Annotated in this window: 23 protein-coding genes; 19 read left to right on the top strand and 4 right to left on the bottom strand. The window is 70.7% G+C overall.

Features of this window, described 5'->3' with window-relative positions:
- The first annotated feature begins 20 nt into the window (after positions 1–20).
- The 11 genes from AB0B86_RS07655 (at position 21) to AB0B86_RS07605 (ending at position 11,096) form a co-directional block, all read left to right on the top strand.
- Positions 21–386 (top strand): DUF485 domain-containing protein, encoded by a 366-nt coding sequence (locus AB0B86_RS07655; protein ID WP_357410132.1) that lies wholly within the window; start codon positions 21–23, stop codon positions 384–386.
- Positions 364–2,055 carry a cation acetate symporter gene (locus AB0B86_RS07650; protein WP_357410134.1) on the top strand — a complete coding sequence of 564 codons (1,692 nt, stop codon included), beginning with the start codon at positions 364–366 and terminating at the stop codon, positions 2,053–2,055. Before AB0B86_RS07655 ends, AB0B86_RS07650 begins: the two co-directional genes overlap by 23 nt.
- A gap of 81 nt (positions 2,056–2,136) precedes the next feature.
- Positions 2,137–3,114, top strand: coding sequence for an NAD-dependent epimerase/dehydratase family protein (locus AB0B86_RS07645; protein ID WP_357416637.1), 978 nt, complete (start codon positions 2,137–2,139; stop codon positions 3,112–3,114).
- 64 nt (positions 3,115–3,178) lie between these two features.
- Entirely contained in the window at positions 3,179–4,399 is a 1,221-nt protein-coding gene (locus AB0B86_RS07640; protein ID WP_357410138.1) for an LCP family protein, read from the top strand.
- 183 nt (positions 4,400–4,582) lie between these two features.
- Positions 4,583–5,845 (top strand): LCP family protein, encoded by a 1,263-nt coding sequence (locus AB0B86_RS07635; protein WP_357410140.1) that lies wholly within the window; start codon positions 4,583–4,585, stop codon positions 5,843–5,845.
- Positions 5,846–6,026: 181 nt separating this feature from the next.
- Positions 6,027–6,989: an LCP family protein gene (locus AB0B86_RS07630; protein ID WP_357416634.1), complete on the top strand. Its 963-nt coding sequence runs from the start codon at positions 6,027–6,029 to the stop codon at positions 6,987–6,989.
- Positions 6,990–7,047: 58 nt separating this feature from the next.
- Entirely contained in the window at positions 7,048–7,383 is a 336-nt protein-coding gene (locus tag AB0B86_RS07625) for a rhodanese-like domain-containing protein (protein WP_357410144.1), read from the top strand.
- Between the two features lie 10 nt (positions 7,384–7,393).
- Positions 7,394–8,182: a glycerophosphodiester phosphodiesterase family protein gene (locus AB0B86_RS07620; protein ID WP_357416632.1), complete on the top strand. Its 789-nt coding sequence runs from the start codon at positions 7,394–7,396 to the stop codon at positions 8,180–8,182.
- Between the two features lie 44 nt (positions 8,183–8,226).
- Entirely contained in the window at positions 8,227–9,681 is a 1,455-nt protein-coding gene (locus AB0B86_RS07615; protein WP_357416629.1) for a PAS domain-containing sensor histidine kinase, read from the top strand.
- Positions 9,682–9,735: 54 nt separating this feature from the next.
- Positions 9,736–10,152: an ATP-binding protein gene (locus AB0B86_RS07610; protein WP_357410195.1), complete on the top strand. Its 417-nt coding sequence runs from the start codon at positions 9,736–9,738 to the stop codon at positions 10,150–10,152.
- 59 nt (positions 10,153–10,211) lie between these two features.
- The gene (locus AB0B86_RS07605) at positions 10,212–11,096 is read left to right on the top strand and encodes a DUF5926 family protein (protein WP_357410150.1); all 885 of its coding nucleotides are present in this window, start codon (positions 10,212–10,214) and stop codon (positions 11,094–11,096) included.
- A 27-nt stretch (positions 11,097–11,123) separates the two neighbouring features.
- On the opposite strand, the gene AB0B86_RS07600 is transcribed toward AB0B86_RS07605, so the two are convergent.
- Positions 11,124–12,329 (bottom strand): arginine deiminase, encoded by a 1,206-nt coding sequence (locus tag AB0B86_RS07600; RefSeq protein ID WP_357410152.1) that lies wholly within the window; start codon positions 12,327–12,329, stop codon positions 11,124–11,126.
- 163 nt (positions 12,330–12,492) lie between these two features.
- On the opposite strand from AB0B86_RS07600, the gene AB0B86_RS07595 reads away from it, so the two are divergent.
- From AB0B86_RS07595 to pheA, 5 genes are all read left to right on the top strand, one after another.
- The gene (locus AB0B86_RS07595; protein WP_357410154.1) at positions 12,493–13,230 is read left to right on the top strand and encodes a hypothetical protein; all 738 of its coding nucleotides are present in this window, start codon (positions 12,493–12,495) and stop codon (positions 13,228–13,230) included.
- A gap of 168 nt (positions 13,231–13,398) precedes the next feature.
- Complete coding sequence (locus AB0B86_RS07590; RefSeq protein ID WP_357410156.1) at positions 13,399–13,857, top strand: hypothetical protein; 459 nt, start codon at positions 13,399–13,401, stop codon at positions 13,855–13,857.
- Between the two features lie 66 nt (positions 13,858–13,923).
- Positions 13,924–14,313, top strand: a complete 390-nt coding sequence (locus AB0B86_RS07585) for an ACT domain-containing protein (protein WP_357410158.1) — start codon at positions 13,924–13,926, stop codon at positions 14,311–14,313.
- A gap of 180 nt (positions 14,314–14,493) precedes the next feature.
- Positions 14,494–15,024 carry a hypothetical protein gene (locus AB0B86_RS07580; protein WP_357410160.1) on the top strand — a complete coding sequence of 177 codons (531 nt, stop codon included), beginning with the start codon at positions 14,494–14,496 and terminating at the stop codon, positions 15,022–15,024.
- Positions 15,025–15,034: 10 nt separating this feature from the next.
- Positions 15,035–15,991 carry a prephenate dehydratase gene (gene pheA / locus AB0B86_RS07575; RefSeq protein WP_357410163.1) on the top strand — a complete coding sequence of 319 codons (957 nt, stop codon included), beginning with the start codon at positions 15,035–15,037 and terminating at the stop codon, positions 15,989–15,991.
- A gap of 63 nt (positions 15,992–16,054) precedes the next feature.
- Here pheA and AB0B86_RS07570 read toward each other — a convergent pair whose 3' ends face one another.
- The 3 genes from AB0B86_RS07570 to AB0B86_RS07560 all read right to left on the bottom strand — a co-directional run bounded on the left by AB0B86_RS07570 (position 16,055) and on the right by AB0B86_RS07560 (position 17,817).
- Positions 16,055–16,777 (bottom strand): AIM24 family protein, encoded by a 723-nt coding sequence (locus tag AB0B86_RS07570; protein WP_357410165.1) that lies wholly within the window; start codon positions 16,775–16,777, stop codon positions 16,055–16,057.
- A gap of 104 nt (positions 16,778–16,881) precedes the next feature.
- Positions 16,882–17,229, bottom strand: a complete 348-nt coding sequence (locus tag AB0B86_RS07565; RefSeq protein ID WP_357410197.1) for a metallopeptidase family protein — start codon at positions 17,227–17,229, stop codon at positions 16,882–16,884.
- Positions 17,230–17,385: 156 nt separating this feature from the next.
- Complete coding sequence (locus AB0B86_RS07560; protein ID WP_357410167.1) at positions 17,386–17,817, bottom strand: OsmC family protein; 432 nt, start codon at positions 17,815–17,817, stop codon at positions 17,386–17,388.
- A 130-nt stretch (positions 17,818–17,947) separates the two neighbouring features.
- Between AB0B86_RS07560 and AB0B86_RS07555 the strand changes: the two genes are divergently transcribed.
- The 3 genes from AB0B86_RS07555 to AB0B86_RS07545 all read left to right on the top strand — a co-directional run bounded on the left by AB0B86_RS07555 (position 17,948) and on the right by AB0B86_RS07545 (position 20,553).
- On the top strand, positions 17,948–18,691 hold the full coding sequence (locus AB0B86_RS07555; RefSeq protein ID WP_357416622.1) for a hypothetical protein: 744 nt from the start codon (positions 17,948–17,950) through the stop codon (positions 18,689–18,691).
- Positions 18,692–18,919: 228 nt separating this feature from the next.
- Positions 18,920–19,741: an HAD family hydrolase gene (locus tag AB0B86_RS07550; RefSeq protein ID WP_357416620.1), complete on the top strand. Its 822-nt coding sequence runs from the start codon at positions 18,920–18,922 to the stop codon at positions 19,739–19,741.
- Positions 19,741–20,553, top strand: coding sequence for an HAD family hydrolase (locus AB0B86_RS07545; protein WP_357416617.1), 813 nt, complete (start codon positions 19,741–19,743; stop codon positions 20,551–20,553). The genes AB0B86_RS07550 and AB0B86_RS07545 overlap by 1 nt, the downstream gene beginning before the upstream one ends.

Below are 20,553 nucleotides of genomic sequence, written 5' to 3'. Positions count from 1 at the left end.
GTGAAGGTGGTGATCCACAAATGTCCACGGACACACCCGCTCCGGCCGCTTCCCAGTCGGACAAGTACCTCGCCGTACAACAGTCGGACGAGTTCGCCGGGCTGCGGCGTGCGCTGCGCGGCTTCGTCTTCCCGATGACCGTCGCGTTCTTCCTGTGGTACGCGCTCTACGTCATTCTCTCCGCGTACGCCCGGGACTTCATGGGCACGAAGCTGTTCGGCAGCAACATCAACGTCGCACTTGTCTTCGGCCTGCTCCAGTTCGTCTCCACGTTCGTGATCGCCTGGCTCTACTCCCGGTACGCGGACCGGAAGATCGACCCCGTCGCCGACCGGATCCGCGCCGAGATCGGGGAGGTGACCCATGAAGACGGTCCTCGCGGCTAATCCGCTCCTCGCGGCCGAGGCGGGCAACCACACGGCCCGCAACCTGACGATCACGCTGTTCCTGGTCTTCGTGGCGGTGACCCTGGGCATCACCATCTGGGCCAGCCGACAGACGAAGACGGCGACCGACTTCTACGCGGGTGGCCGCTCCTTCTCCGGTTTCCAGAACGGCATGGCGATCGGCGGCGACTACATGTCGGCCGCGTCGTTCCTCGGCATCGCCGGCATCATCGCGCTCTACGGTTACGACGGCTTCCTCTACTCGATCGGCTTCCTGGTCGCCTGGCTGGTGGCCCTGCTGCTGGTCGCGGAGCTGCTGCGTAACTCGGGCCGGTACACGATGGCCGACGTGCTGGCGTTCCGGATGCGCCAGCGCCCGGTGCGGACGGCGGCGGCGGTCTCCACCATCACGGTGTCGATCTTCTATCTGCTCGCGCAGATGGTGGGTGCCGGCGCGCTCGTCGCGCTGCTGCTCGGCATCCGGCCGGGCACGACCTTCCTGGGCATGGACGCGTCCACCGCGAAGATCGCCACCATCATCATGGTCGGCGCTCTGATGATCATCTACGTGACCGTGGGTGGCATGAAGGGCACCACATACGTGCAGATCGTCAAGGCGTTCCTGCTCATGAGCGGCGCGCTGCTGATGACGATCCTGGTGCTGGCAAAGTTCCACTTCAACCTGTCGGAACTGCTCGGCGCTGCCGCCTCCGCCTCCGGCAAGGGTGACAAGCTCCTCGAACCGGGTCTGCGGTACGGCGTCGAGGTCGCCGGCAACTCGACGCAGACCTTCTACAACAAGATGGACCTGCTCTCGCTCGGCATCGCCCTGGTGCTCGGCACCGCCGGCCTGCCGCACATCCTGATCCGCTTCTACACGGTGCCGACCGCGAAGGCCGCCCGCAAGAGCGTGCTCTGGGCGATCGGCATCATCGGCACGTTCTACCTGCTCACCCTGGCCCTCGGCTTCGGTGCGGCGGCGCTTGTCGGCAGTGAGGCAATCACCGCGCAGGACAAGGCAGGCAACACTGCCGCACCGCAGCTCGCCGAGGCGCTCGGCCTGGAGTTCTTCGGCGGCGACCTGGGCGGGGCGGCTCTGCTGGCGATCATCGCGGCGGTCGCCTTCGCCACCATCCTGGCGGTGGTGGCCGGGTTGACCCTGGCCTCCTCGTCCAGCCTGGCGCACGACTTCTACGCGAACGTCCTGAAGAGGGGCGAGACGTCCGAGCGCCAGGAGGTACGGGTCGCCCGGATCTCCGCCCTGGTGATCGGCGCGATCTCCATCCTCCTGTCGATCTTCGCGCAGAACCTCAACGTGGCGTTCCTGGTGGCGTTGGCCTTCGCGGTCGCCGCCTCGGGCAACCTGCCGGCGATCCTCTACAGCCTGTTCTGGCGGCGGTTCAACACCTCCGGCGCGGTCTGGGCGATCTACGGCGGTCTGCTCTCGGCAGTCCTGCTGGTGTTCTTCTCACCAGTGGTCTCCGGCGCTGCCACCTCGATGTTCCCGGAGCACGACTGGCAGTGGTTCCCGCTGTCCAACCCGGGCATCCTCTCCATCCCGTTCGGTTTCCTCTGCGGGTGGATCGGCACGATCATTTCCAAGGAGCACGACGAGGACAAGTACGCGGAGCTGGAGGTGCGCTCCCTCACCGGGGCTGGCGCCCACTGATCCAGGCACCGGGCCCCCTGTTGACGCCACGCGTCGGCAGGGGGCCTCTTGCCGCAATCGGGGCTCGGTAGGCTGACCAGTATGAAGGTTGCTGAGCGCTTCGGTCCCGGTCATCGCGTTCTCGTCACCGGCGGCGCTGGTTTCGTCCCATCGCACCTTGTCGACGCCCTGATCGCCCGTGGCTGCACGGTGGTGGCGCTCGACAACTTCGTCACCGGTTCCAAGGAGAACGTCGCCCACCTGCTGGGCCGGCCCACCTTCACGCTGGTCGAAGCGGACATCTCCGAGGGTCTGCCGACCCACGACCCGGCGCTTGCCGAGCGGTTCGACGCGATCCTGCACATGGCCTCGCCGGCCAGCCCCACCGACTTCGCCCAACTGCCCGTGGAGATCCTCCGGGTCGGCTCGGTGGGCACCCTGCACCTGCTTGAGCGCGCGGTCGCCGACGGCGCCCGGTTCCTGATGGCCTCCACCTCCGAGGCGTACGGGGACCCGAAGGAGCACCCGCAGCGCGAGACCTACTGGGGCAACGTCAACCCGATCGGGGTCCGCAGCGTCTACGACGAGGCGAAGCGCTTCTCCGAGGCCGCGACAATGGCGTACCACCGCTACCGCGGGCTCGACGCGGCCATCGTCCGGATCTTCAACACGTACGGCCCGCGGATGCGCCCGGACGACGGCCGCGCCATCCCCACCTTCATCTCCCAGGCGCTGCGCGGTGAGCCGATCACCGTGCACGGCACCGGCAACCAGACCCGGTCGATCTGCTTCGTCGAGGACCTGGTGCGGGGCATCCTGCTGCTGCTCGACTCGACCGAGACCGGCCCGGTCAACTGTGGCACCGAGCATGAGATGTCGATGCGGCAACTCGCCGAGTTGATCGTGTCACTCTCCGACAGCACCTCGTCGGTGACCTACGTCACGCGCAGCTCGGACGATCCGGAGATGCGCCGGCCCGATCTCACGCTCGCCCGGGAACTACTCGGCTACGAGCCGACGGTGGCGCCCGAAGATGGCCTGCGCCGCACTATCGCGTACTTCCGGGACCGGCTGGGATAGGCACCCACGGTCTCTGAGTGTCGGCTGAAGGCGGCGGTGGCTCCGGCTACGTACCCTGAGTGACATGTCTGCGACCTCGTCTGCCGGCGTCCCGTACCTGCACCGCAGCTCCGGACGCGCGTCGGTCCCTGGCCCCGACCGGGGTGCCTCCGGGCGTGCCCGTCCGACCGAGGCGCGCTTCTACCCGCCGTACGACGAGGAGCAGCCCAGGCCCGACGGCCCGGTGGGGCCACGGGGACCCGGCGGGCCGGGTGGCCCCGGTGGGTCGGGGCGTCGTGGGCCGCGCCCCCGGTGGGGTCGGATCGCCCTCGTCTCGGGGGTCGCGGTGCTGGTGCTGGCGCTGCTCGGCGGCGTCGGCGCCTGGCTGTACGCCCGCAACCTCGACGGCGACCTGGCCCGCACCGACCCGTTCGCGGAGATCACCGGTGGCCGGCCGGGCAAGACGGTGGATGGTGCGTTGAACATCCTGCTGGTCGGCAGCGACTCGCGGGACCCGGACGCGCCTGTCGACGCCAAGAGCCAGTGGCGTGCCGACACGATCATCGTGATGCACATCCCGGCCGACCACCAGGAGGCGTACCTGGTCTCCATCCCGCGCGACCTCTACGTGCCGATCCCGGAGAGCGCCGGCGCGGACTGCGGTTCCGGACAGCGCGCGAAGATCAACGCTGCGTTCGCGTTCGGCGGCCTGCCGCTCGCGGTTCGCACAGTGGAGTGCTTCACCGACGTCCGGATCGACCACGTGATGGCTATCGACTTCGGCGGTTTCAAGGAGGTCACCGACGCCCTCGGCGGGGTGGACCTGAAGGTGGAGCGGACCATCACCTCGATCCACAAGCCGTACCGGACGTTCACCAAGGGCACCAACCACATGGACGGCGCGGAGGCGCTTGACTGGATCCGTCAGCGCAAGCAGTTCCCGGACGGGGACTTCGCCCGGATGCGGCACCAGCAGGAGTTCCTCCGGGCGCTGATGGACAAGGCGGCGAGCTCCGGCACGCTGGCGAACCCGGGCAAGCTCAACAACTTCCTCAAATCGGTGACCGCGGCCGTAACCGTCGACAGGGATTTCTCCGTTACCGATATGGCGTTGCAGTTCCGCAACCTGCGCGGCCAGAACCTCACCTTTGTGACAAGCCCGAACTCGGGCAGCGACACGATCAACGGCGAGTCGGTGGTGGTCTCCGACCGGGAGAAGGCGCTCGCCATGTACCAGGCAATGACTGCGGACACCATGGCGGACTGGGTCAAGGCCAACCCGCCGAAGGGCAAGGACGGCGGCTGACCGCACCGGTCGGTCGGCTGGTACGCCGGGCGGACGCTCACCCCGCCGTTCGGGTCATCGAGGTGCGACGATCGATCCGATTCGGGTAGGTCCGTGTCGAGATTGACCCGGGATGAACTCGCCAAGTCGATTTGATGTACGTACAGTGGTGCCGCCCCCTCCTGATCACGAGCTGGAGCACGCATGCCGGTTCAGGCCAGTCGCCGCCCCTCCTCCCCCGGGTCCGCCGCCCCCAGCGGCCGCGTCGCCGCGGCCATACCGGCGCAGGTACACCCCGCGCGTGGTGGGCCGGGTGGCCGCCCGCCCGGCGGCGGTGACGGCGGCCGGGTGGGTGGCGCAGGGGCTGCGAAGAAGCGGACCAAGCGCAAGGACCCGCTCTGGGCCCGGCTGACTGTGGTGTTCGGGGCGGTGCTGATGCTCAGCAGCGGTGTGGGCATCGTCGGCGGCAAGGTGCTGATCGGCCAGGCCACCGGGGACATCGCCCAACGCAACCTGCTCGGTCAGGCGAGCAAGTCCGACGCCGAGGGCGGGGCCAGCCTGGACGGCCCGATCGACATGCTGCTGCTCGGCGTGGACGCCCGGGAGCGCTGGGCCGCCGACAACGTCCGCTCGGACAGCATCATCATCCTGCACATCCCGGCCACCCACGACCAGGCGTACCTGATCTCCATCCCCCGGGACACCGAGGTGCAGATCCCGGCCCGCCCGAAGAACGGTTGGTCCGGTGGCAGCGCGAAGATCAATGCGGCCTTCGAGGTGGGCGCCCGCAACGGCGGCGGCTGGGAGGGCGGCGCCCAGTTGATGGCCGAGACGATCAAGGGGCTCACCGGCGTCAGCTTCGACGGCGCGGCGATCATCAACTTCGGCGGCTTCAAGAACGTCATCGACACCCTCGGCACCGTGCGGATCTGCGTGAGTCAAGAGGTCAAGTCGAAGCACATGTCGTTCGTCGACGGCAAGCCGATGTGGAACGCCGACGCCAAGAAGACCGGCAAGAAGATGACCCAGGTGGTGCACAAGAAGGGCTGCCAGCAGATGGAGGGCTGGGCGGCACTTGACTACTCCCGGCAGCGCTACGGGCTGGCCAGTGGCGACTACGACAGGCAGCAGAACCAGCAGCAGCTGATCAAGGCGATGGCCAAGAAGGCCACCGACGGCGGGATGCTCACCAACCCGGCCAAGCTCCAGCAGCTGATCAAGGCGGCCGGCAAGGCGTTCGTGCTGGACACCGGCGGCGCGTCGATCGAGAACTTCATCTTCACCATGCGCGGGGTGACCGCGAACGAGCTGACCATGCTCAAGACCAACAACGGCACCTTCAACGGCACCAGCAACGGTACCGAGGCGCTGAACGACGAGACGAAGGAAATGTTCCGGGCGGTCAAGCAGGACAAGCTCGCCGAGTTCGTCTTCAACCACCCCGAGGTGATCTCCACCCGCAAGTGAGGCCGGTGGCGGGAGTCCCGGAAAGCCGGCGACCATCCCGTCACCCCGCGTAGCCTGACGTGAGCAGGTTTCACGTATCGGCTGCGGGGAGGCGGTCACGTCCAGGTGGGGACGGAACGCGGCGGGCCGGGCCGGGGCGGCCCCGCCCACCCGGGCACGCCACGCCCTCGGGTCACGGATCATGCTCGGCCTCGGCCTGGTCCTCGTCCTGCTGGCCGGGCTCGCCATGGTCGGGCTCAAGACGCTCACCAACCGGTACGACCGCACGGTGACCAAGGAACAGTTGCTCGACCCCGACGCCCGCACCGCCCGCACCGACCTGGACGGGCCGCTCAACTACCTCCTGGTCGGCTCCGACCGCCGCCCCGGCGGCAGCGGCCCGGACCAACGCTCCGACACCATCCTCATCGTGCACGTGCCGGCCGGCCAGCACGAGGCATACCTGATCTCCGTCCCGCGTGACCTGCTGGTCGCCATCCCGCCGGGAAACGGCTTCGGCGGCGGTCAAGACAAGATCAATGCGGCGTACGAGCACGGCGGCGGCGGGCCGGCCGGGGCCCAACTGCTCTCGGCCACCCTCAACCGGCTCACCGGAATCCGGTTCGACGGTGCCGCGCTCATCGACTTCTCCGGCTTCCGGAAGGTCATCGACCTCCTCGGCGGGGTCCAGATGTGCGTGGACACCGAGGTCCGCTCCATCCACACCAACCGGGTTTTCCCCGTCGGCTGCCAACAGATGGACGGAGCGCAGGCCCTGGACTACGTCCGGCAGCGCTACGACCTGCCCGGGGGCGACTACGACCGGCAACACCACCAGCAGCAACTGCTCCGGGCGATGCTGGACAGCGCCGGCCGGGCCGATCTGCGCAGCAACCCGGTCAAGTTGGATCAGGTGCTCCGCGCGGTGGGCGGCTCGTTGACAGTCGACACCAACGGCGTACCCCTGGAGGACCTGCTCCTCGCGCTACGCGCGCTGCCGCCCGACGGGATGCGCGGCGTCCAGGTGCCGTCGTCCCCACAGACCATCGACGAGGTCTCGTACGTGGTGCTCGACAACGGGGGCAACGGGCTGTTCGAGGCGGTTCGTGGCCGTCAGATGCCGTCCTGGGCCCAGGCCAACCCGCGCTGGGTGACCCGGTTGTGACAGTACTGACGGCCAGGTCGGTGCCGAACCGGCCGACGAGGATCTAGTGTTGCTTCCTGTGTTCGGACCCCAGGTTCCCACCGTGCCCGTGACCGAGATCGCCGACGAGACCTACCTGCTGGATGTGCGGGAGGCCGACGAATGGGCGGCCGGCCATGCTCCCCAGGCCCACCACCTGCCGATGATGGAGCTGCCGGCCCGGCTCGCGGAGGTGCCCACCGACCGGGAGGTGGCGGTCGTCTGCCGCTCCGGGGGGCGCTCCGCCCAGGTCGTTGCCTACCTGGTGAACAACGGCTGGGAGCAGGTGCGTAACGCCGACGGCGGAATGCGCCAGTGGGCTGCGGTCGGCCGCCCGGTGGTCGACGCGAACGGGCAGCCCGGCCAGGTCATCTGAGGCGGCCGGGATGGGTGGTCCACTGGTCTTCGCTCACCGCGGCGCCTCGTACGACCTTCCCGAGCACACCCTCGCCGCGTACCTGCGGGCGCTCGACGAGGGTGCCGACGGCCTGGAGTGCGACGTCCGGCTGACCAGGGACGGGCACCTGGTCTGCGTGCACGACCGGCGACTCGACCGCACCAGCAACGGCCGCGGGCTGGTCAGTGCACGTACCCTCGCCGAGCTGGAGGCGCTTGACTTCGGCTCGTGGCATCCGGGCAGCGCGCCGAGCGGAGACCTGCCCCCGGACGACTCGCACACCCGGCTGCTGACCCTGACCCGGCTGCTGGAGGCGGTGCTCGCCGCCGGGCGGCCGGTCCGGTTGCTCGTGGAGACGAAGCACCCGTCCCGCTACGGCGCGAACGTGGAACGCCGACTCGTCAGCCTGCTGCGCCGGTACGGGCTGGCCGACCCGGCACCGGACGATCCGGTGCAGGTCACCGTCATGTCGTTCCACCCGCTGGCGGTCCGCCGGGTGCGCGAACTCGCCCCGACGCTGCCCACTGTGCTGTTGCTCGATGTGTTGCCGCGCTGGCCGCGGCTGAGCCGGCTGCCGTTCGGCACCCGGATCGCCGGGCCGGGCATCGACCTGGTCCGGGCCCGTCCGCAGTTGCTGCCCGCACTCCGCACGGCCGGCAACCAGGTGTACGTCTGGACGGTGAACGAGCCCACCGACCTTGAGCTGGTGCTGGCGGCCGGGGCGGACGGGATCATCACCGACCGGCCGGGGTACGCCCTCGCCCGGCTGGACCGCTGACCGGCAGGGGTGCCAAATTCGGGTCGGCGGTGCAGACTCGGCACATGCCGGAGCGTATCGATTTCCCCGCTCTCCTCACCGGTCACACCATCATCATCGAAATGATCAATTCCGGTGAGGCGGGCCTTCCGGTCCTCAGCCAACTGCTCCGGATGGCCCAGCCCGCCCTCGGCGCGACCGGGATGGCGTTCGTCGAGTTCGGTCCGACAGGTGGGCGGGTGATCGCCGCGACCGGCGCGGCGGTCTGGGCCCTCGGCCGTCCACTGGCGGTCGACGACCCGGACACGGTCTGCCTGCTCAACGGGCCACGGGTGCGCAACGTGCTGGTGGGCCGCCTGAACGGCAAGCTGGCCGCCGAACTGGCCGGCAGCGACCTGCGCTGGATGGTGGTCTCCCGGGCCGAGATCGGCGGCCACACCGTCGGCAGCCTGCACGCGCTCTATCCCGGCGACGACGAGCCGGACGCCGAACGGCAGGGGGTGGTCGGCTACCTCGCATCCTGTGTCGCGCACATGTACGGCGACCAGACCGGCCTGCCGGTGCACGGCGACGGCCCGGTGGTGGCCGCCCTCGCCGACGGACTGGCCGTCGTCGACCGGGACGGGCACGTCCGACTCTGGAACCCGGCCGCCGCCCAGGTCACCGGCCGCCCTGTCGACCAGGCGCTGAGCCGTCCACTGCCGTTCCCGCTGCCGCCCTCCGGTCAGGTCCGCGACCACCGGATGCCGGACGGCCGCTGGCTGCGGATCACCTCCGGCGAGCTGCCCGGTCCCGGCACGCTGCGGGTGGTCACCTTCCGCGACATCACCGACCAGCAGCGCCGCGACCACGACCGGGAGCTGTTCGTCGCGGTGACCAGCCACGAACTCCGCACCCCGGTCACCGTGATCAAGGGGTACGCGGACACCCTCACCGACCACTGGGACTCGCTTACCGAGGGCGACCGACGGCAGGCCGCCCGGGTGATCGGGCAACGCGCCAACGAGCTGGCCCGGTTGGTCGACCGGCTGCTCAGCTCGGCGGCCGAAGCCGGGCCGGGTGACGATCCGCCCACCCCGTTCGATCTCGGCGAAGCGCTGCGCGCCGCGGTCCTGGACCTGCCTACCGAGTTGCGTCACCGGTTGGCGCTCCATCTCCCGGTCGACCTGCCCAAGGCGCTCGGCCACCGGCCCAGCCTGGCCACCGTGGTGACCGAGCTGACGACGAACGCCGGCAAATACTCCCCACCGGAGTCGCCGATCGAGATCACCGCCTCGGTGGACGGTCAACTTGTCGCGTTCCGGGTCAGCGACCGGGGCATCGGCATCCGACCGGAGCACGTGGAGCGGGCGTTCGACAGGTTCTGGCAGGGCGAGTCCGGCGACCGGCGCGGCTACCCGGGGGCAGGGCTCGGCCTCTATCTCGTCCGCCGGATCGTTGAACAACAGAATGGATGGGTATCCCTACGTCCAAGGACCGGCGGCGGTACGGTCGCAGAGGTGCGGCTACCGCGCGGTTGACCGAGGTGACGCGACGTGGAGGCGACGGTGGCAGCGAGGGATCAGGCGTGGTGCGTGGTGGTTCCGCACCACCCGGTCGGGGCACGGCTGGCTCGGCGCCGGCTCGCCGGTGACCTGGCGGACGTCGTACCCCCGACGCTCCTCGCGGATCTGATCGCGGTGCTCGCGGAGCTGGTGGGCAACGCGGTGCGGCATGCCAGGCCACTGCCCGGCGGAGTGGTCCGGGTGGCCTGGCGGTTGCGGCCCTCGGCGCAGGGCCCACAGATCCAACTCGGCGTCACCGACGGCGGCGCGAGCACCACGCCACGGGTCCGGACGGCCAGCTCGGACGCGGCGGACGGGCGAGGGCTGCACATCGTGGCAGGTCTGGCCACCCGCTGGGGTGTCGAGCGGGACGGCATGGGCCAGCGCGTCTGGGCGGAGTTCGACCCGGCGCCGGCGCCCCGACCCGACCTGGTGCCGGCGGCCTGAGTCCGGCTCTGGCGGGTCCGGCCCACGGCCGGCCGGCCGGGCCTCTAGGCTGTGACGCCGTGAGTAAGCGTCGAAAGAGCCAGCGCACCGCCACCGACACTCCCCGCCGCGACAAGGTGCGTGACGTCTTCGTGCCGCGTCCGTTCGACGGGCTCGTCGACGAGGTCGAATGGATCGCACTTCGCGAATTGGTGCCCGCCGCCTCGGCACCGCTGCGGCTGACCCCCGCAGTGGTCGAGGAGTTCGGGGACCGGCAGGTGACGCTCGCCACGGTGCTGCCGATGGCCGCTCCGGCGATCACCAAGCCGGACGGTCGGGTGCTCATCGGCCTTCAACGCCACCAGCAGTCCGGGGACGTCTCCCGGGATCTTGCCGAGGCGCTGCTCTGCGCGCTGCGGACCGAGCCTGGTGGCCAGGTGGCAGTGCCGCCGCTGCCCGGCCCGGGGCCCCGCCTACAGGACATCCTCGTGGACGGCCCACTGGAGATCACCATGCATGAGGGGTTCGAGTTCTGGCTCGACCCCGGTGCCGCCGACGATCCGACGGTGCAGGCATCGCTGGAGCGGGCGAACGCCGCCATCTACCCGACCGTGCGGCTGACCGCGGCGAAGGCCGCGTACTGGTGTCAGGTCCCGGAGAAGGCACACGTGCGGTGGGTGCTGCCGGACGACGAGGACGCCGCCCTGGACGCACTGGCCCGCCTCGGTGCGGCCGGCTCGCTGACGCTCGGCGAGCAGACCAAGTTCGCCGGCATGTTCCGCGCACACGGTCGGCTGGTCCCGGTCTGGGACCTGCCGGAGGAGACTCCGGCGGCCGACTGGGAGGAGCCGGTGGCGCAGTTCGCCAAGCGGTACGCCGAGGCGCTGGCCGACACCGATCCGCTGGACGCCCCCGGCCGACGCTCCCGCCAAGGGCTGCTCGGCCGCCAGCTCACCCTCCGCTGAGTCGCGTCCCGGCGCGGGCGACCACGCTCACAACGGCTCGCGGCTGATCGGGCAGGACATGCAGCGCGGGCCGCCCCGGCCGGAGCCCAACTCGGAGCCGGCGATCGGGATCACCTCGATGCCGGCGCGCTCCAGTTGGGCGTTGGTCTCGGTGTTGCGCTCGTAGCCGACGCAGAGCCGGGGCGCCAGGGCGAGGGTGTTGTTGCCGTCGTCCCACTGCTCGCGTTCCGCGGTCACCGGGTCCAGCCCGGTGTCGATGACCCGCAGCAGGTCGAGGTCCATCGCGTCGGCGGCAGCCCGTAGGAACGGCGCCGGCCCGTCCACCCGCGGGTCCGCACCGTCCGCGCCGGCGATCACCGTGTACGCGGACAGCGTGCTCGCGATGTTCGGATACATCAGTACGGCGTCCACGTCGACCATCGTGCAGACAGTGTCGAGGTGCATGGTGGCGCGCTTCTGGGCGATCGGCACCACCAGGATGGTGTGCGCCAGGCCGGCGGCGAAGACCTGTCGGCCGAGTCGTTCCGCGCCGGCCGGCGTGGTCCGTTCGCCCACCCCGACCGCCAGCACCCCGGGGGCGAGCAGCAGTACGTCGCCGCCCTCCAGGTGCTCGAGGTTCGGGCGGTAGACGAACTCGGTGCCGGCGAAGCGTGGATGGTGGCGGTAGATGGCGTCGGTGAGCGTGGTCTCGCGACGTCGGGCCGGCATGGCCAGGCTGGTGACCCCGACCCGGTCGCCGATCCACAGCGACGAGTCGCGGGTGAACAGCAGGTTGGGCAGCGGGTCGATGACGAAGTCGTGTCGGTCCATCAGCGTGTAGACGAGCCCGCCCGGCCGCTCCGAGCTGATCCGCAGCTCCTCGTGGGCCAGCCCGGCGGTGAGCACGTCGGCCAGGGCGGCCGGGTCGAGGTAGGAGAGATGGTCGGCGACGCGGGCCCGCAGGGTGTCACCGAGCCGTCGGGAGCGCAGCACCTGCTCGGTGAGCTCCGCACGGGCGTCCGCGACGGCAAGCGTCTCGGCCAGCAGGGTGGCCAGGTACAGCACCTCAACTCCACGGTCGCGCAGGGCTGCGGCGAACGCGTCGTGCTCCTCCTGGGCCCGCCCGACCCAGGGGATCGCGTCGAACAGCAGCGAGTCGTTGTTGCGCGGGGTGAGCCGGGCCAGTTCGGGGCCGGGCCGGTGCAGCAGGACGGTGCCGAGCCGGCCGACTTCACTGTCGACGAAGTGGGTCACTCCCGCAGCGTAGGGCAGGGTTTGGCGGCATCCGAGAAAAGAACTGTGGATGAATATGGCATTCATCCGCAGTCATTCCGGCGCTCCGGCTTGCCGAACACCGGTAGTGGCAACGTAGGGTAGTGAGGACATAACTTCGAGGGACCTTTTGCCGGAGGTCGCGATGACTGTCTTTCCCGCACGACGAGCCGTACCGTCCGCTCGGGCACTGCCGCCCGTCGCGGTGCCACACCCCCGAGTGGAGTCGCCGGGGGCTCTCGAACCGGTCCGTCCGACACCGCTCGAATGGGCTCGCCGCCGTCGTGCCGAACGGGGTGCGCGCCGCCTGGAGGCGGCCGGGGCGCGCGCACTGGGGCAACTCGACCACCTCGGGCCCGCCTGGCACGTCATCGAGTGGCCGCGCACCGACGTGACCGACGTGCTCGACCGTGGTCAGGACGACCGCGCCGGGTTCCTCGCCATCGGGCCGAGCGGTCTGTTCGCCGTGACCATCGCCGACCACGGCCGGGCCCGGGTGCTCGTCGCCGGGGACGTCGTGCAGATCAACGGCAAGCGTCCGCCGTACGTGGCCGAGACCCGCCGGGACGCCAAGCGGGCCAGCAAGGCCCTCTCCGACGCGGTGGGGCTGCCCGTCCCGGTGACGCCGGTGCTGACCTTCGTCGGCTCCGGCGTGATCAGCGTCTACGGCCTTCCGAAGGACTGTCTGATGGCCACCCACCGGGAGTTGGACCGGCTCCTCGTGGCTGGTGGCAGCCGGATCAGCCCGGCCACCGCCGAAAAGCTTTCCCGGGTCGCACAGCACCCCGGCACCTGGTTGAACGGCACGTACCGTCCACCGGCCGACTACCGGTGGTATGACGAGGGCCGAACGGCCGCTGACAAGGCGGCCCGTCGCCGGTAACGTCACCGGCGACGCCACGCGGCTCCGGTCCCCCCTCGACCTCACCGGTTTCCGCGCCGTCACCGACCGCCTCGGTTCAGGCTGCGCGGCTCGGTGACCCGGTGCGCTCGGTGATTCCGTCGGCGACCCGCTAGCGTGGACAGTCGATCGGTGCACATAGGAGGCGCGGTGGCCCACGTCGAACTTTCGCTCTCAGAAGCGTTCGTGCCGGCGACACGGGCCTTGCCTGAACCGGAGGCCGGCAACGTCGGCCAGTGGTCCTCGACGGTCTCCCGGGCCGACGAGCCGTGCCTGCTCATCGACGCCGACACCCTGGTGGTGGCGATCTCCACCGCCGGCTGCGAACTGCTCTGCCTGGGCGACCCGGACGGCCTGATCGGGCGTCCGCTGCTCAACGGCGGGCTGCGCCTTCTCGACTTCACCGCCAACCGGGGCGAGCTGACCGAGGCCGAGATCGACAAGATCCCGCCCCTGCTGGCGCTCTCCTCCGGTCGGCTCGCCCGCGGACTACTCCGGGTGCAGGCCGCCTCGGCGAACAGCTCCGACGCGACTGTCGACGCGATCTCCACCCCGGTGCTCACCGACGGTGCCGTGGCCGGCTCGCTCACCTTCTTCTCCGAGGTCTGACCTGCGACAAAGCCGCACACGGCGTTGCTGGCTCAGGCGCGCGGGAGTAGCCCGTAAGGTGCCCTCATGCTCGATATCGCCGTGCTGCCAGGGGAGTACGCCGTGTGCCGGCTGGCCGCCGGCACCGCCCTGCCGTACGCGATGTCGAGTGGGCTGAGCGGCACCGACGTGATCTCCGTGAGCTGGACCTCGGACGGGATCTCGGTGATCTGCCCAGCAGATCGGGTGCCGGCGCAAGCCGTGGTGGAGACCAGTTGGCGCTGCCTGCGGGTCACCGCCCCGGTGGGGTTGGCCAGCACCGGCAGCCTGGCCGCGCTTGTCGACCCGCTCGCCGAGGCACGGGTAAGCGTGCTCACCTTCTCCACCTTCGACACCGACTATCTGCTGGTGCCGGCCGTCCGGCTGACCGAGGGCACGGCGGCGCTCCAGCGCGCCGGGCACCGCGTCACCGGCTGACCTTCACCCGCTCGGGCGCTGACCCTACGATGGGCTCGGCCACCCCGGCCGCGACGAATTCTCCGATGTCCCGAGGATCGGCCCGTGCCGTTCACCCCACCCCGCCCCTCGTCCCCCCCACCACGGGCGACGTCCCACCGCCGACCGGCGCCCCGCGACCGGGCATCCGATCACGTCTCCGTGCGACCCACCGCGCAGATCCGACGGGTCGCGCTCGCCGTGCTCGCCAGCGCGGTGCTCGCCGGCTGTGGCGCCCCACCCGAGTTGTCCGAGCCGACCGCAACGCCCACCCGCACCGCGGCCCCGACGGCATCCGGACCGAGCACCCCACCCACCGGCCCGTCGACGAGCGCGCCGCCACTCGGCACGGTCACGCCCACCCCGGACGCCGGGCTCGTCGCGACGGCCTGCCGGAACGGCCCGACCGGTCAGCGGGTGGTGCAACTGCTGCGGGGCCGGGCCGGAGTGCTGCCGGCCAACGTCCGGGTCCAGGTCCGCACCGGGCCGCTCTGCGCCGCCGAGTGGCAGTACACCGTCCTGGAGGTGACCGGACACGAGGAACTCCAGGTGGTCACCCGGGGCCAGGGCAGCGCACCGACCCTGGTCACCGCCGGCACCGACGTCTGCACCATCGAGGTACGCGCCACCGGCCCGGCCGGAATCCGAGCCCTCGCCTGTGACGCCGGGCCGGCCGTCGGGCCGAGTGCGTAGGCTGATCGACATGCCGGGAACACCACCTACCCACTTCGTCTATCTCGGGCCGGAGGGCACCTTCGCCGAGCAGGCGCTGCGCTCCCTCCCCGCCGCCGAACGCGGCACCCGTACACCTGCCCGCAGCGTCGGAGAGGCGCTTGACAGCGTCCGGACCGGTGACGCCGACGCGGCGCTGGTGCCGCTTGAAAACTCGATCGGCGGCGCGGTGGGCGTCACCCTGGACGAGATGGCCGAGGGTGAGCCGTTGGTGATCACCCGGGAGGTGATCCTTCCGGTGGAGTTCGTGCTCGGTGCCCGCCCCGGCACACCGCTGACCGCGATCCGCACCGTGGCGGCCCATCCGCAGGCCTCCACCCAGTGCCGGGGCTGGCTGCGCGACCATCTGCCGGACGCCGTGGTGGTCGACGTGCTCTCCAACGGCGCTGCCGCGGCGGGCGCCGGTGCCGGCACGTACGACGCGGCCATCTGCGCGCCGATCGGGGCGGCCCGGCACCGGCTCAGCACACTCGCCGACAAGATTGCCGATCATCCGGACGCGGTGACCCGCTTCGCGTTGGTGTCCCGTCCCGGGCCACCTCCGCCGTCGACCGGCGACGACCTCACCTCGCTCGCTGTCTACATCGCACACGACCGGGTCGGCGCGCTGCTGTCCGTGCTCATGGAGTTGGCCGTCCGGGGCGTCAACCTGACCCGGATCGAGTCCCGCCCCACCGGGGAGGCGCTGGGCCGTTACGTCTTCTTCCTGGACTGCACCGGGCACGTGGCCGACGTACGACTGGGCGAGGCGTTGCAGGGGCTGCGCCGGGTCTGCGCGGACGTCCGCTTCCTGGGCTCGTACCCCCGGCACCGCTGGGCCGGGGGTACTGGCGATCGGCCGGTGCCCGCGCCGACGGGCCTCTCCGACACCGACTACCTCGACGCGGCGGCCTGGCTGGCCCGACTACGCACGGGCGAGCTGACCTGACCGGCTGGCGCCCCGCGCCACTCCCGACCAACCAGCAGATCGGGAGCGGTCGCGTGGCGGTGGTCAGCTCAGCAGACCGCCGAGCAGGCCGCCCTCCTGCTGCTGCTGGCCGCTGCCCATGACCGGCGGCTCCTCGGACGGCTGCACCACCACGAAGCCCTGCCCGGCGAAGCTCATCGTGAACGACTCGCCGGTGCGCCGGCCCAGCAGCGTGCCGAGGCCCAACTGCTCGGCCCGGTGGTAGCCGGTCTGGAGGTTGGCCGACCAGCAGACGGCGGCCTGCGGGTCGACGTACGTGGGGGCGTCCACGTTGAGCACGACGGGGGTGCCCTTGGTGGTGATGGCGATCCGTCCGTGGCCGCTGAACACACAGTTGAACAGGCCGGACGACGAGGCCATGCCGGCACCGCCGACCATCCTGATGTCGTACTGGAGGGTCGAGTCGAAGGCGAGCACGCTGGAGCCGTTGATGGAGAGGGCGTCGCCCGGCTCCAGGTCGATGATGTGCACGTCCTTGGCAAGCTCGGCGAGGAAGACGTCACCGTGGCCGGAGACCTTCATCAGGGGGACACCCTCGCCGGTGAGCTTCTGCTTGAGAAACTTGCCGAGCCCGCCCGAGCCCAGCGCCTGGAACTGCACATTCCCCTGGTAGGCGACCATCGACCCGACCCGGGCCATCGCCTCTCCGTTGAGTTCGATCTTCAACATCTTGGAGTTCTGCAGCCGCATGCCGGGCTGCGCGGACTCCTTCTCCAGATTCTCCGTGGAGAACAGCTCACTGCGCATGAAAGGGTGCCTCCTGACAGGGTTGCGTTCGCTGCACCGAAGGTAGGCGACCAGGGCAACCACGGGCCATCGGCCGAGCGGGGACCGGGCGGCCGTCGGTGGGCTCAGCCCCAGCCCAGCGCGTGCAGCCGGTCGTCGTCGATGCCGAAGTGGTGGGCGATCTCGTGCACGACAGTCACCGCCACCTCGTCGACGACGTCATCGTCGTTGTCGCAGATCCGCAGGATCGGACGCCGGTAGATGAAGATCCGGTCCGGCAACACGCCGGAGTAGTCCCAGCCGCGGCTGGTGAGGGCGTGGCCTTCGTAGAGGCCCAGCAGGTCGGCCTCGCCCGGCGGTGGGTCGTCCTCGACGAGGATGACCACGTTGTTCATCAGGCCGAGCAGTTCCTCGGGCACCTCGTCGAGGGCGTCGCCGACCAGCTCCTCGAAGCGCTCACGGGTCATTTCCACCGGCACGTCGACCATTCTGCCCGATGCCGGACCGGGTCGGCCCCTCGTGACGTGTCGCGGCCGGCCCCGCAGGCTCACGGAGAGAGCGACCGCCGGGCGGCTGCTCTGTCCGTGAACGAGCGGTTGTGGGTCGAACGGCCGTTGTGGGTCGACCGCTCAGGAGGCCAGTCGCGCGCTGAGGGTGATCTCGGCACCCGGCGAGAGCAGTCGGGAGATCGGGCAGTTGGCCTTGGCGGACTCGGCGAGCTTCTGGAACTCCGCGTCGTCGATCCCCGGGACCTGACCGACGGTCTCCAGGTCGATCCGGGTGACGGTCATACCGGCGTCGGTCTTGTCCAGGTGGACCTTGGCGGTGGTGTCGACCGAGGTGGCCGTCGAGCCGGCGTCGGCGAGCGCCTTCGAGAACGCCATCGAGAAGCAGCCGGCGTGCGCGGCGGCGATCAACTCCTCGGGGTTGGTGCCCTCGCCCTCCTCGAAGCGCGACTTGAACGAGTAGTTGCCCGACAGGCCACCCTTACCGGTGCGGACCGTGCCGGCACCCTCGGTGAGATTGCCCTGCCATTGTGCTGAAGCGGTACGGATAGGCATGAGGAGAACGCTAGCGGAAAGGTGACCGTCGGGCGACCGACCGGCACTGACGCCTACCATGCGATCCCTGTCACCACGGGCTGACTGTGCCATGATGCGACCAGGTCCCTGACCGGCGGAAGGATGGCCGATGTCCGACGAGCTTCCGATCCCGCGGCAGGGCGACCGGTCCGACCAGCCGACCGTGATCGAGTGGGGTGCCGCCGACCCGGCTCCGCGACGCCGGTTCGGCCTGTCCCTGGCCAATCTCACGCAGGACCCGCGGCTGCCGCTGCTGCTCGCCGGTCTGGGCGCGGTGGCCGGGGTCGCCTCGCTGATCGGCGAGTGGCTGGTGATGAGTCTGCCGAACGGCGGCCCGGACGGTGAGAGCACGATCGAGGTGCCGGCCGGGGTGTCCGAGGTCGGTGGGTTCGGGGTTGGCTACCTGGTCGGGCTCCTCGGCCTCGTCTGCACGGTGGCCCTCGCCCTGCGCGGCACGGCGGCGGTGCGGCCGAACGCCCGGTTGGTCGGTCTCACCCTGGCCGGTGCCCTGCTGACGCTGCTGGTCGCCGCCACGGCCACCCTCGACGACCCCAGTCAGCGCAACTTCTTCTACTCGCCACAGGACGGCTTCCGGGCCGAGTACGGCCGCGGTGTGGTGATGGCGTTCGTCGCCTGCGTACTGCTCGGTGCGGCCCTGCGACTGGCTCCGGCCGCACCGCCCGGCACACCTGTCGGGCCGCTGGCGGACGACGGCCCCGGCGACGCGCCGACGGCCCGCCCGTGGCGCCGGCACCGCGACCGCAACCCGGCCGAGGGCGACGCTCTCCCCTCACCGGCCGACCTCACCGTCACACCCGTCGCCCCCTTCACCCACCCCACCCCACCGTCCTGACCCCCGGCCGCGAGCTGCCACCTCCCGGGCCGACACCAGGTGCGCCAGGCCACCCGTCCGGAGCCGACAGCGCGGGGGCGGAGCGAGGATGGTTTGTTCGCGTCCGATTCGCCTGGAAGCCATGGATGCGACCCGTTCCGCGAGGTACGGTTGCTGCCCGCCACGACGCCAGGGTCTCCTCAGCAGAAGGGGACGGCAGGCGCGACGGCGGTGGGCGAAGGAGGAACGATGACCCGCCCGGGACTGCCCAAGCTGATCGCGACCGACCTCGACGGAACGCTGGTCCGCAGCGATGACACCGTCTCCGCGTACACCCATGGGGTGCTCGACCGGGTGCGGGCCGCCGGAATTCCGGTGGTCGGCGCGACCGGTCGCGGCCCTCGGCTCACCGAGTTGACCCGCAACGACATCCGGGCCGCCGACTTCCTGGTGATGGCCGGCGGCGGCCGGGTGGTCGACCAGAGTGACCCGGCCGGCCCGCTGGTGCTGCGCGACGAGCGGCTGCCCGCCGAGGTGCTGGCCCGGCTGCTCGCCGACCTGGAAGCCGAGGTCGGGCCGCTTACCGTGATGGTCGAGGCGTCCGACGAGCACGACGCCCCGCTCTGGGGCGACTACCACGAGAGTTGGCCCTACCAGGACCGGTTCGAGGCGCGGAGCCGAGCGGAGTGCCTCTCCTGCGACGTGATCAAGGCGTTCGCCCGGACCGCCGACCACCACGTGGACGAGTTGCTGGCGGTGGCCCGCCGGATCATTCCGCCGCAGGTCGCCACGCTCACCCAGGCCGGGCTCGGCTTCATCGAGATCTGCCCGCCGGGCGTGGACAAGGCGACCGGGCTGACGGTGGTGGCACAGACCCTCGGCGTGGACCCGGCCGATGTCCTGGTCTTCGGGGACATGCCCAACGACCTGCCGATGTTCGCGTGGGCGGGCTGGGCGCGGGTGGCGGTGGCCAACGCGCACCCCGAGCTCCGCGCCGCCGCCGACGAGGTGACCCTGCGCAACGACGACGACGGAGTGGCGGTGTATCTGGACCGGCTACTGTCCCGGTGATGGGAGAGACACCCCGCCTGATCGCCACCGACATCGACGGCACGCTGATCCGCGACGACCACACCGTCAGCCCGCGCACCGCCGACGTGCTCGCGCGGATCTCCGCGCGCGGCACGCCGGTCATCCTGGTCACCGGCCGTCCGGTCCGCTGGCTCAAGATGGTGTACGACCAACTGGCCAAGCCGCTGCCGGCCGTCTGCGCCAACGGCGCGGTGGTCTACGACCCGGCCAACGACGAGGTGCTGCGGGCCGACCCGCTCGCGCCGCACCATCTGGCCGAGGTGGCCCAGCGGCTACGTGCCGAGGTGCCCGGAATCAGCTTCGCCGTGGAGATCATGGACAGCCGGCAAATGCGGCACGAGGCGCACTACCCGCTGCGCTGGGATGTCGACCCGGACGGCATCCGAGCGATCGAGACGCCGGAGGAATTGCTCTCCGTGCCGGCGGTGAAGCTCCTCGCCCGCGCCGGTGAACAGGACCCGGACGCCTTCGCCGAGCTCATCGCCACCGCAGTGGCGGGGCTGGCCGAGGCCACCCACTCGTCCTCCTCCGGCCTGGTCGAGATCTCCGCGGCCGGCGTGACGAAGGCGGCCGGCCTGGCCTGGTACTGCGACCGGATCGGGGTGAACGCGGCCGACGTGGTGGCCTTCGGCGACATGCCCAACGACGTCCCGATGCTCACCTGGGCCGGGCGGGGCGTGGCGGTCGCCAACGCCCACCGCGCCGTCCTGGCGGTCGCCGACGAGGTGACGACGACGAACTCCGAGGACGGCGTGGCGGCGTACCTGGAAAAGATCTTCGGGGTGGGCTGA

Source organism: Micromonospora sp. NPDC049047 (assembly GCF_040649135.1).
In the GTDB taxonomy this organism is placed as follows: Bacteria; Actinomycetota; Actinomycetes; order Mycobacteriales; family Micromonosporaceae; genus Micromonospora.
Note: the sequence above shows the minus strand (reverse complement) of the source record. Positions and strands in the feature narration are given on the sequence as shown.

What these genes read in the sequence shown, in the direction of transcription:
- AB0B86_RS07585 (WP_357410158.1), top strand. Translation starts at nt 13,924, where the DNA reads ATGCTCGATATCGCCGTGCTGCCAGGGGAGTACGCCGTGTGCCGGCTG.
- AB0B86_RS07550 (WP_357416620.1), top strand. Translation starts at nt 18,920, where the DNA reads ATGACCCGCCCGGGACTGCCCAAGCTGATCGCGACCGACCTCGACGGA.
- AB0B86_RS07620 (WP_357416632.1), top strand. Translation starts at nt 7,394, where the DNA reads ATGGGTGGTCCACTGGTCTTCGCTCACCGCGGCGCCTCGTACGACCTT.
- AB0B86_RS07645 (WP_357416637.1), top strand. Translation starts at nt 2,137, where the DNA reads ATGAAGGTTGCTGAGCGCTTCGGTCCCGGTCATCGCGTTCTCGTCACC.
- AB0B86_RS07635 (WP_357410140.1), top strand. Translation starts at nt 4,583, where the DNA reads ATGCCGGTTCAGGCCAGTCGCCGCCCCTCCTCCCCCGGGTCCGCCGCC.
- AB0B86_RS07650 (WP_357410134.1), top strand. Translation starts at nt 364, where the DNA reads ATGAAGACGGTCCTCGCGGCTAATCCGCTCCTCGCGGCCGAGGCGGGC.
- AB0B86_RS07630 (WP_357416634.1), top strand. Translation starts at nt 6,027, where the DNA reads ATGCTCGGCCTCGGCCTGGTCCTCGTCCTGCTGGCCGGGCTCGCCATG.
- AB0B86_RS07570 (WP_357410165.1), bottom strand. Translation starts at nt 16,777, where the DNA reads ATGCGCAGTGAGCTGTTCTCCACGGAGAATCTGGAGAAGGAGTCCGCG.
- AB0B86_RS07555 (WP_357416622.1), top strand. Translation starts at nt 17,948, where the DNA reads ATGTCCGACGAGCTTCCGATCCCGCGGCAGGGCGACCGGTCCGACCAG.
- AB0B86_RS07615 (WP_357416629.1), top strand. Translation starts at nt 8,227, where the DNA reads ATGCCGGAGCGTATCGATTTCCCCGCTCTCCTCACCGGTCACACCATC.
- pheA (WP_357410163.1), top strand. Translation starts at nt 15,035, where the DNA reads ATGCCGGGAACACCACCTACCCACTTCGTCTATCTCGGGCCGGAGGGC.
- AB0B86_RS07545 (WP_357416617.1), top strand. Translation starts at nt 19,741, where the DNA reads ATGGGAGAGACACCCCGCCTGATCGCCACCGACATCGACGGCACGCTG.
- AB0B86_RS07560 (WP_357410167.1), bottom strand. Translation starts at nt 17,817, where the DNA reads ATGCCTATCCGTACCGCTTCAGCACAATGGCAGGGCAATCTCACCGAG.
- AB0B86_RS07595 (WP_357410154.1), top strand. Translation starts at nt 12,493, where the DNA reads ATGACTGTCTTTCCCGCACGACGAGCCGTACCGTCCGCTCGGGCACTG.
- AB0B86_RS07655 (WP_357410132.1), top strand. Translation starts at nt 21, where the DNA reads ATGTCCACGGACACACCCGCTCCGGCCGCTTCCCAGTCGGACAAGTAC.
- AB0B86_RS07640 (WP_357410138.1), top strand. Translation starts at nt 3,179, where the DNA reads ATGTCTGCGACCTCGTCTGCCGGCGTCCCGTACCTGCACCGCAGCTCC.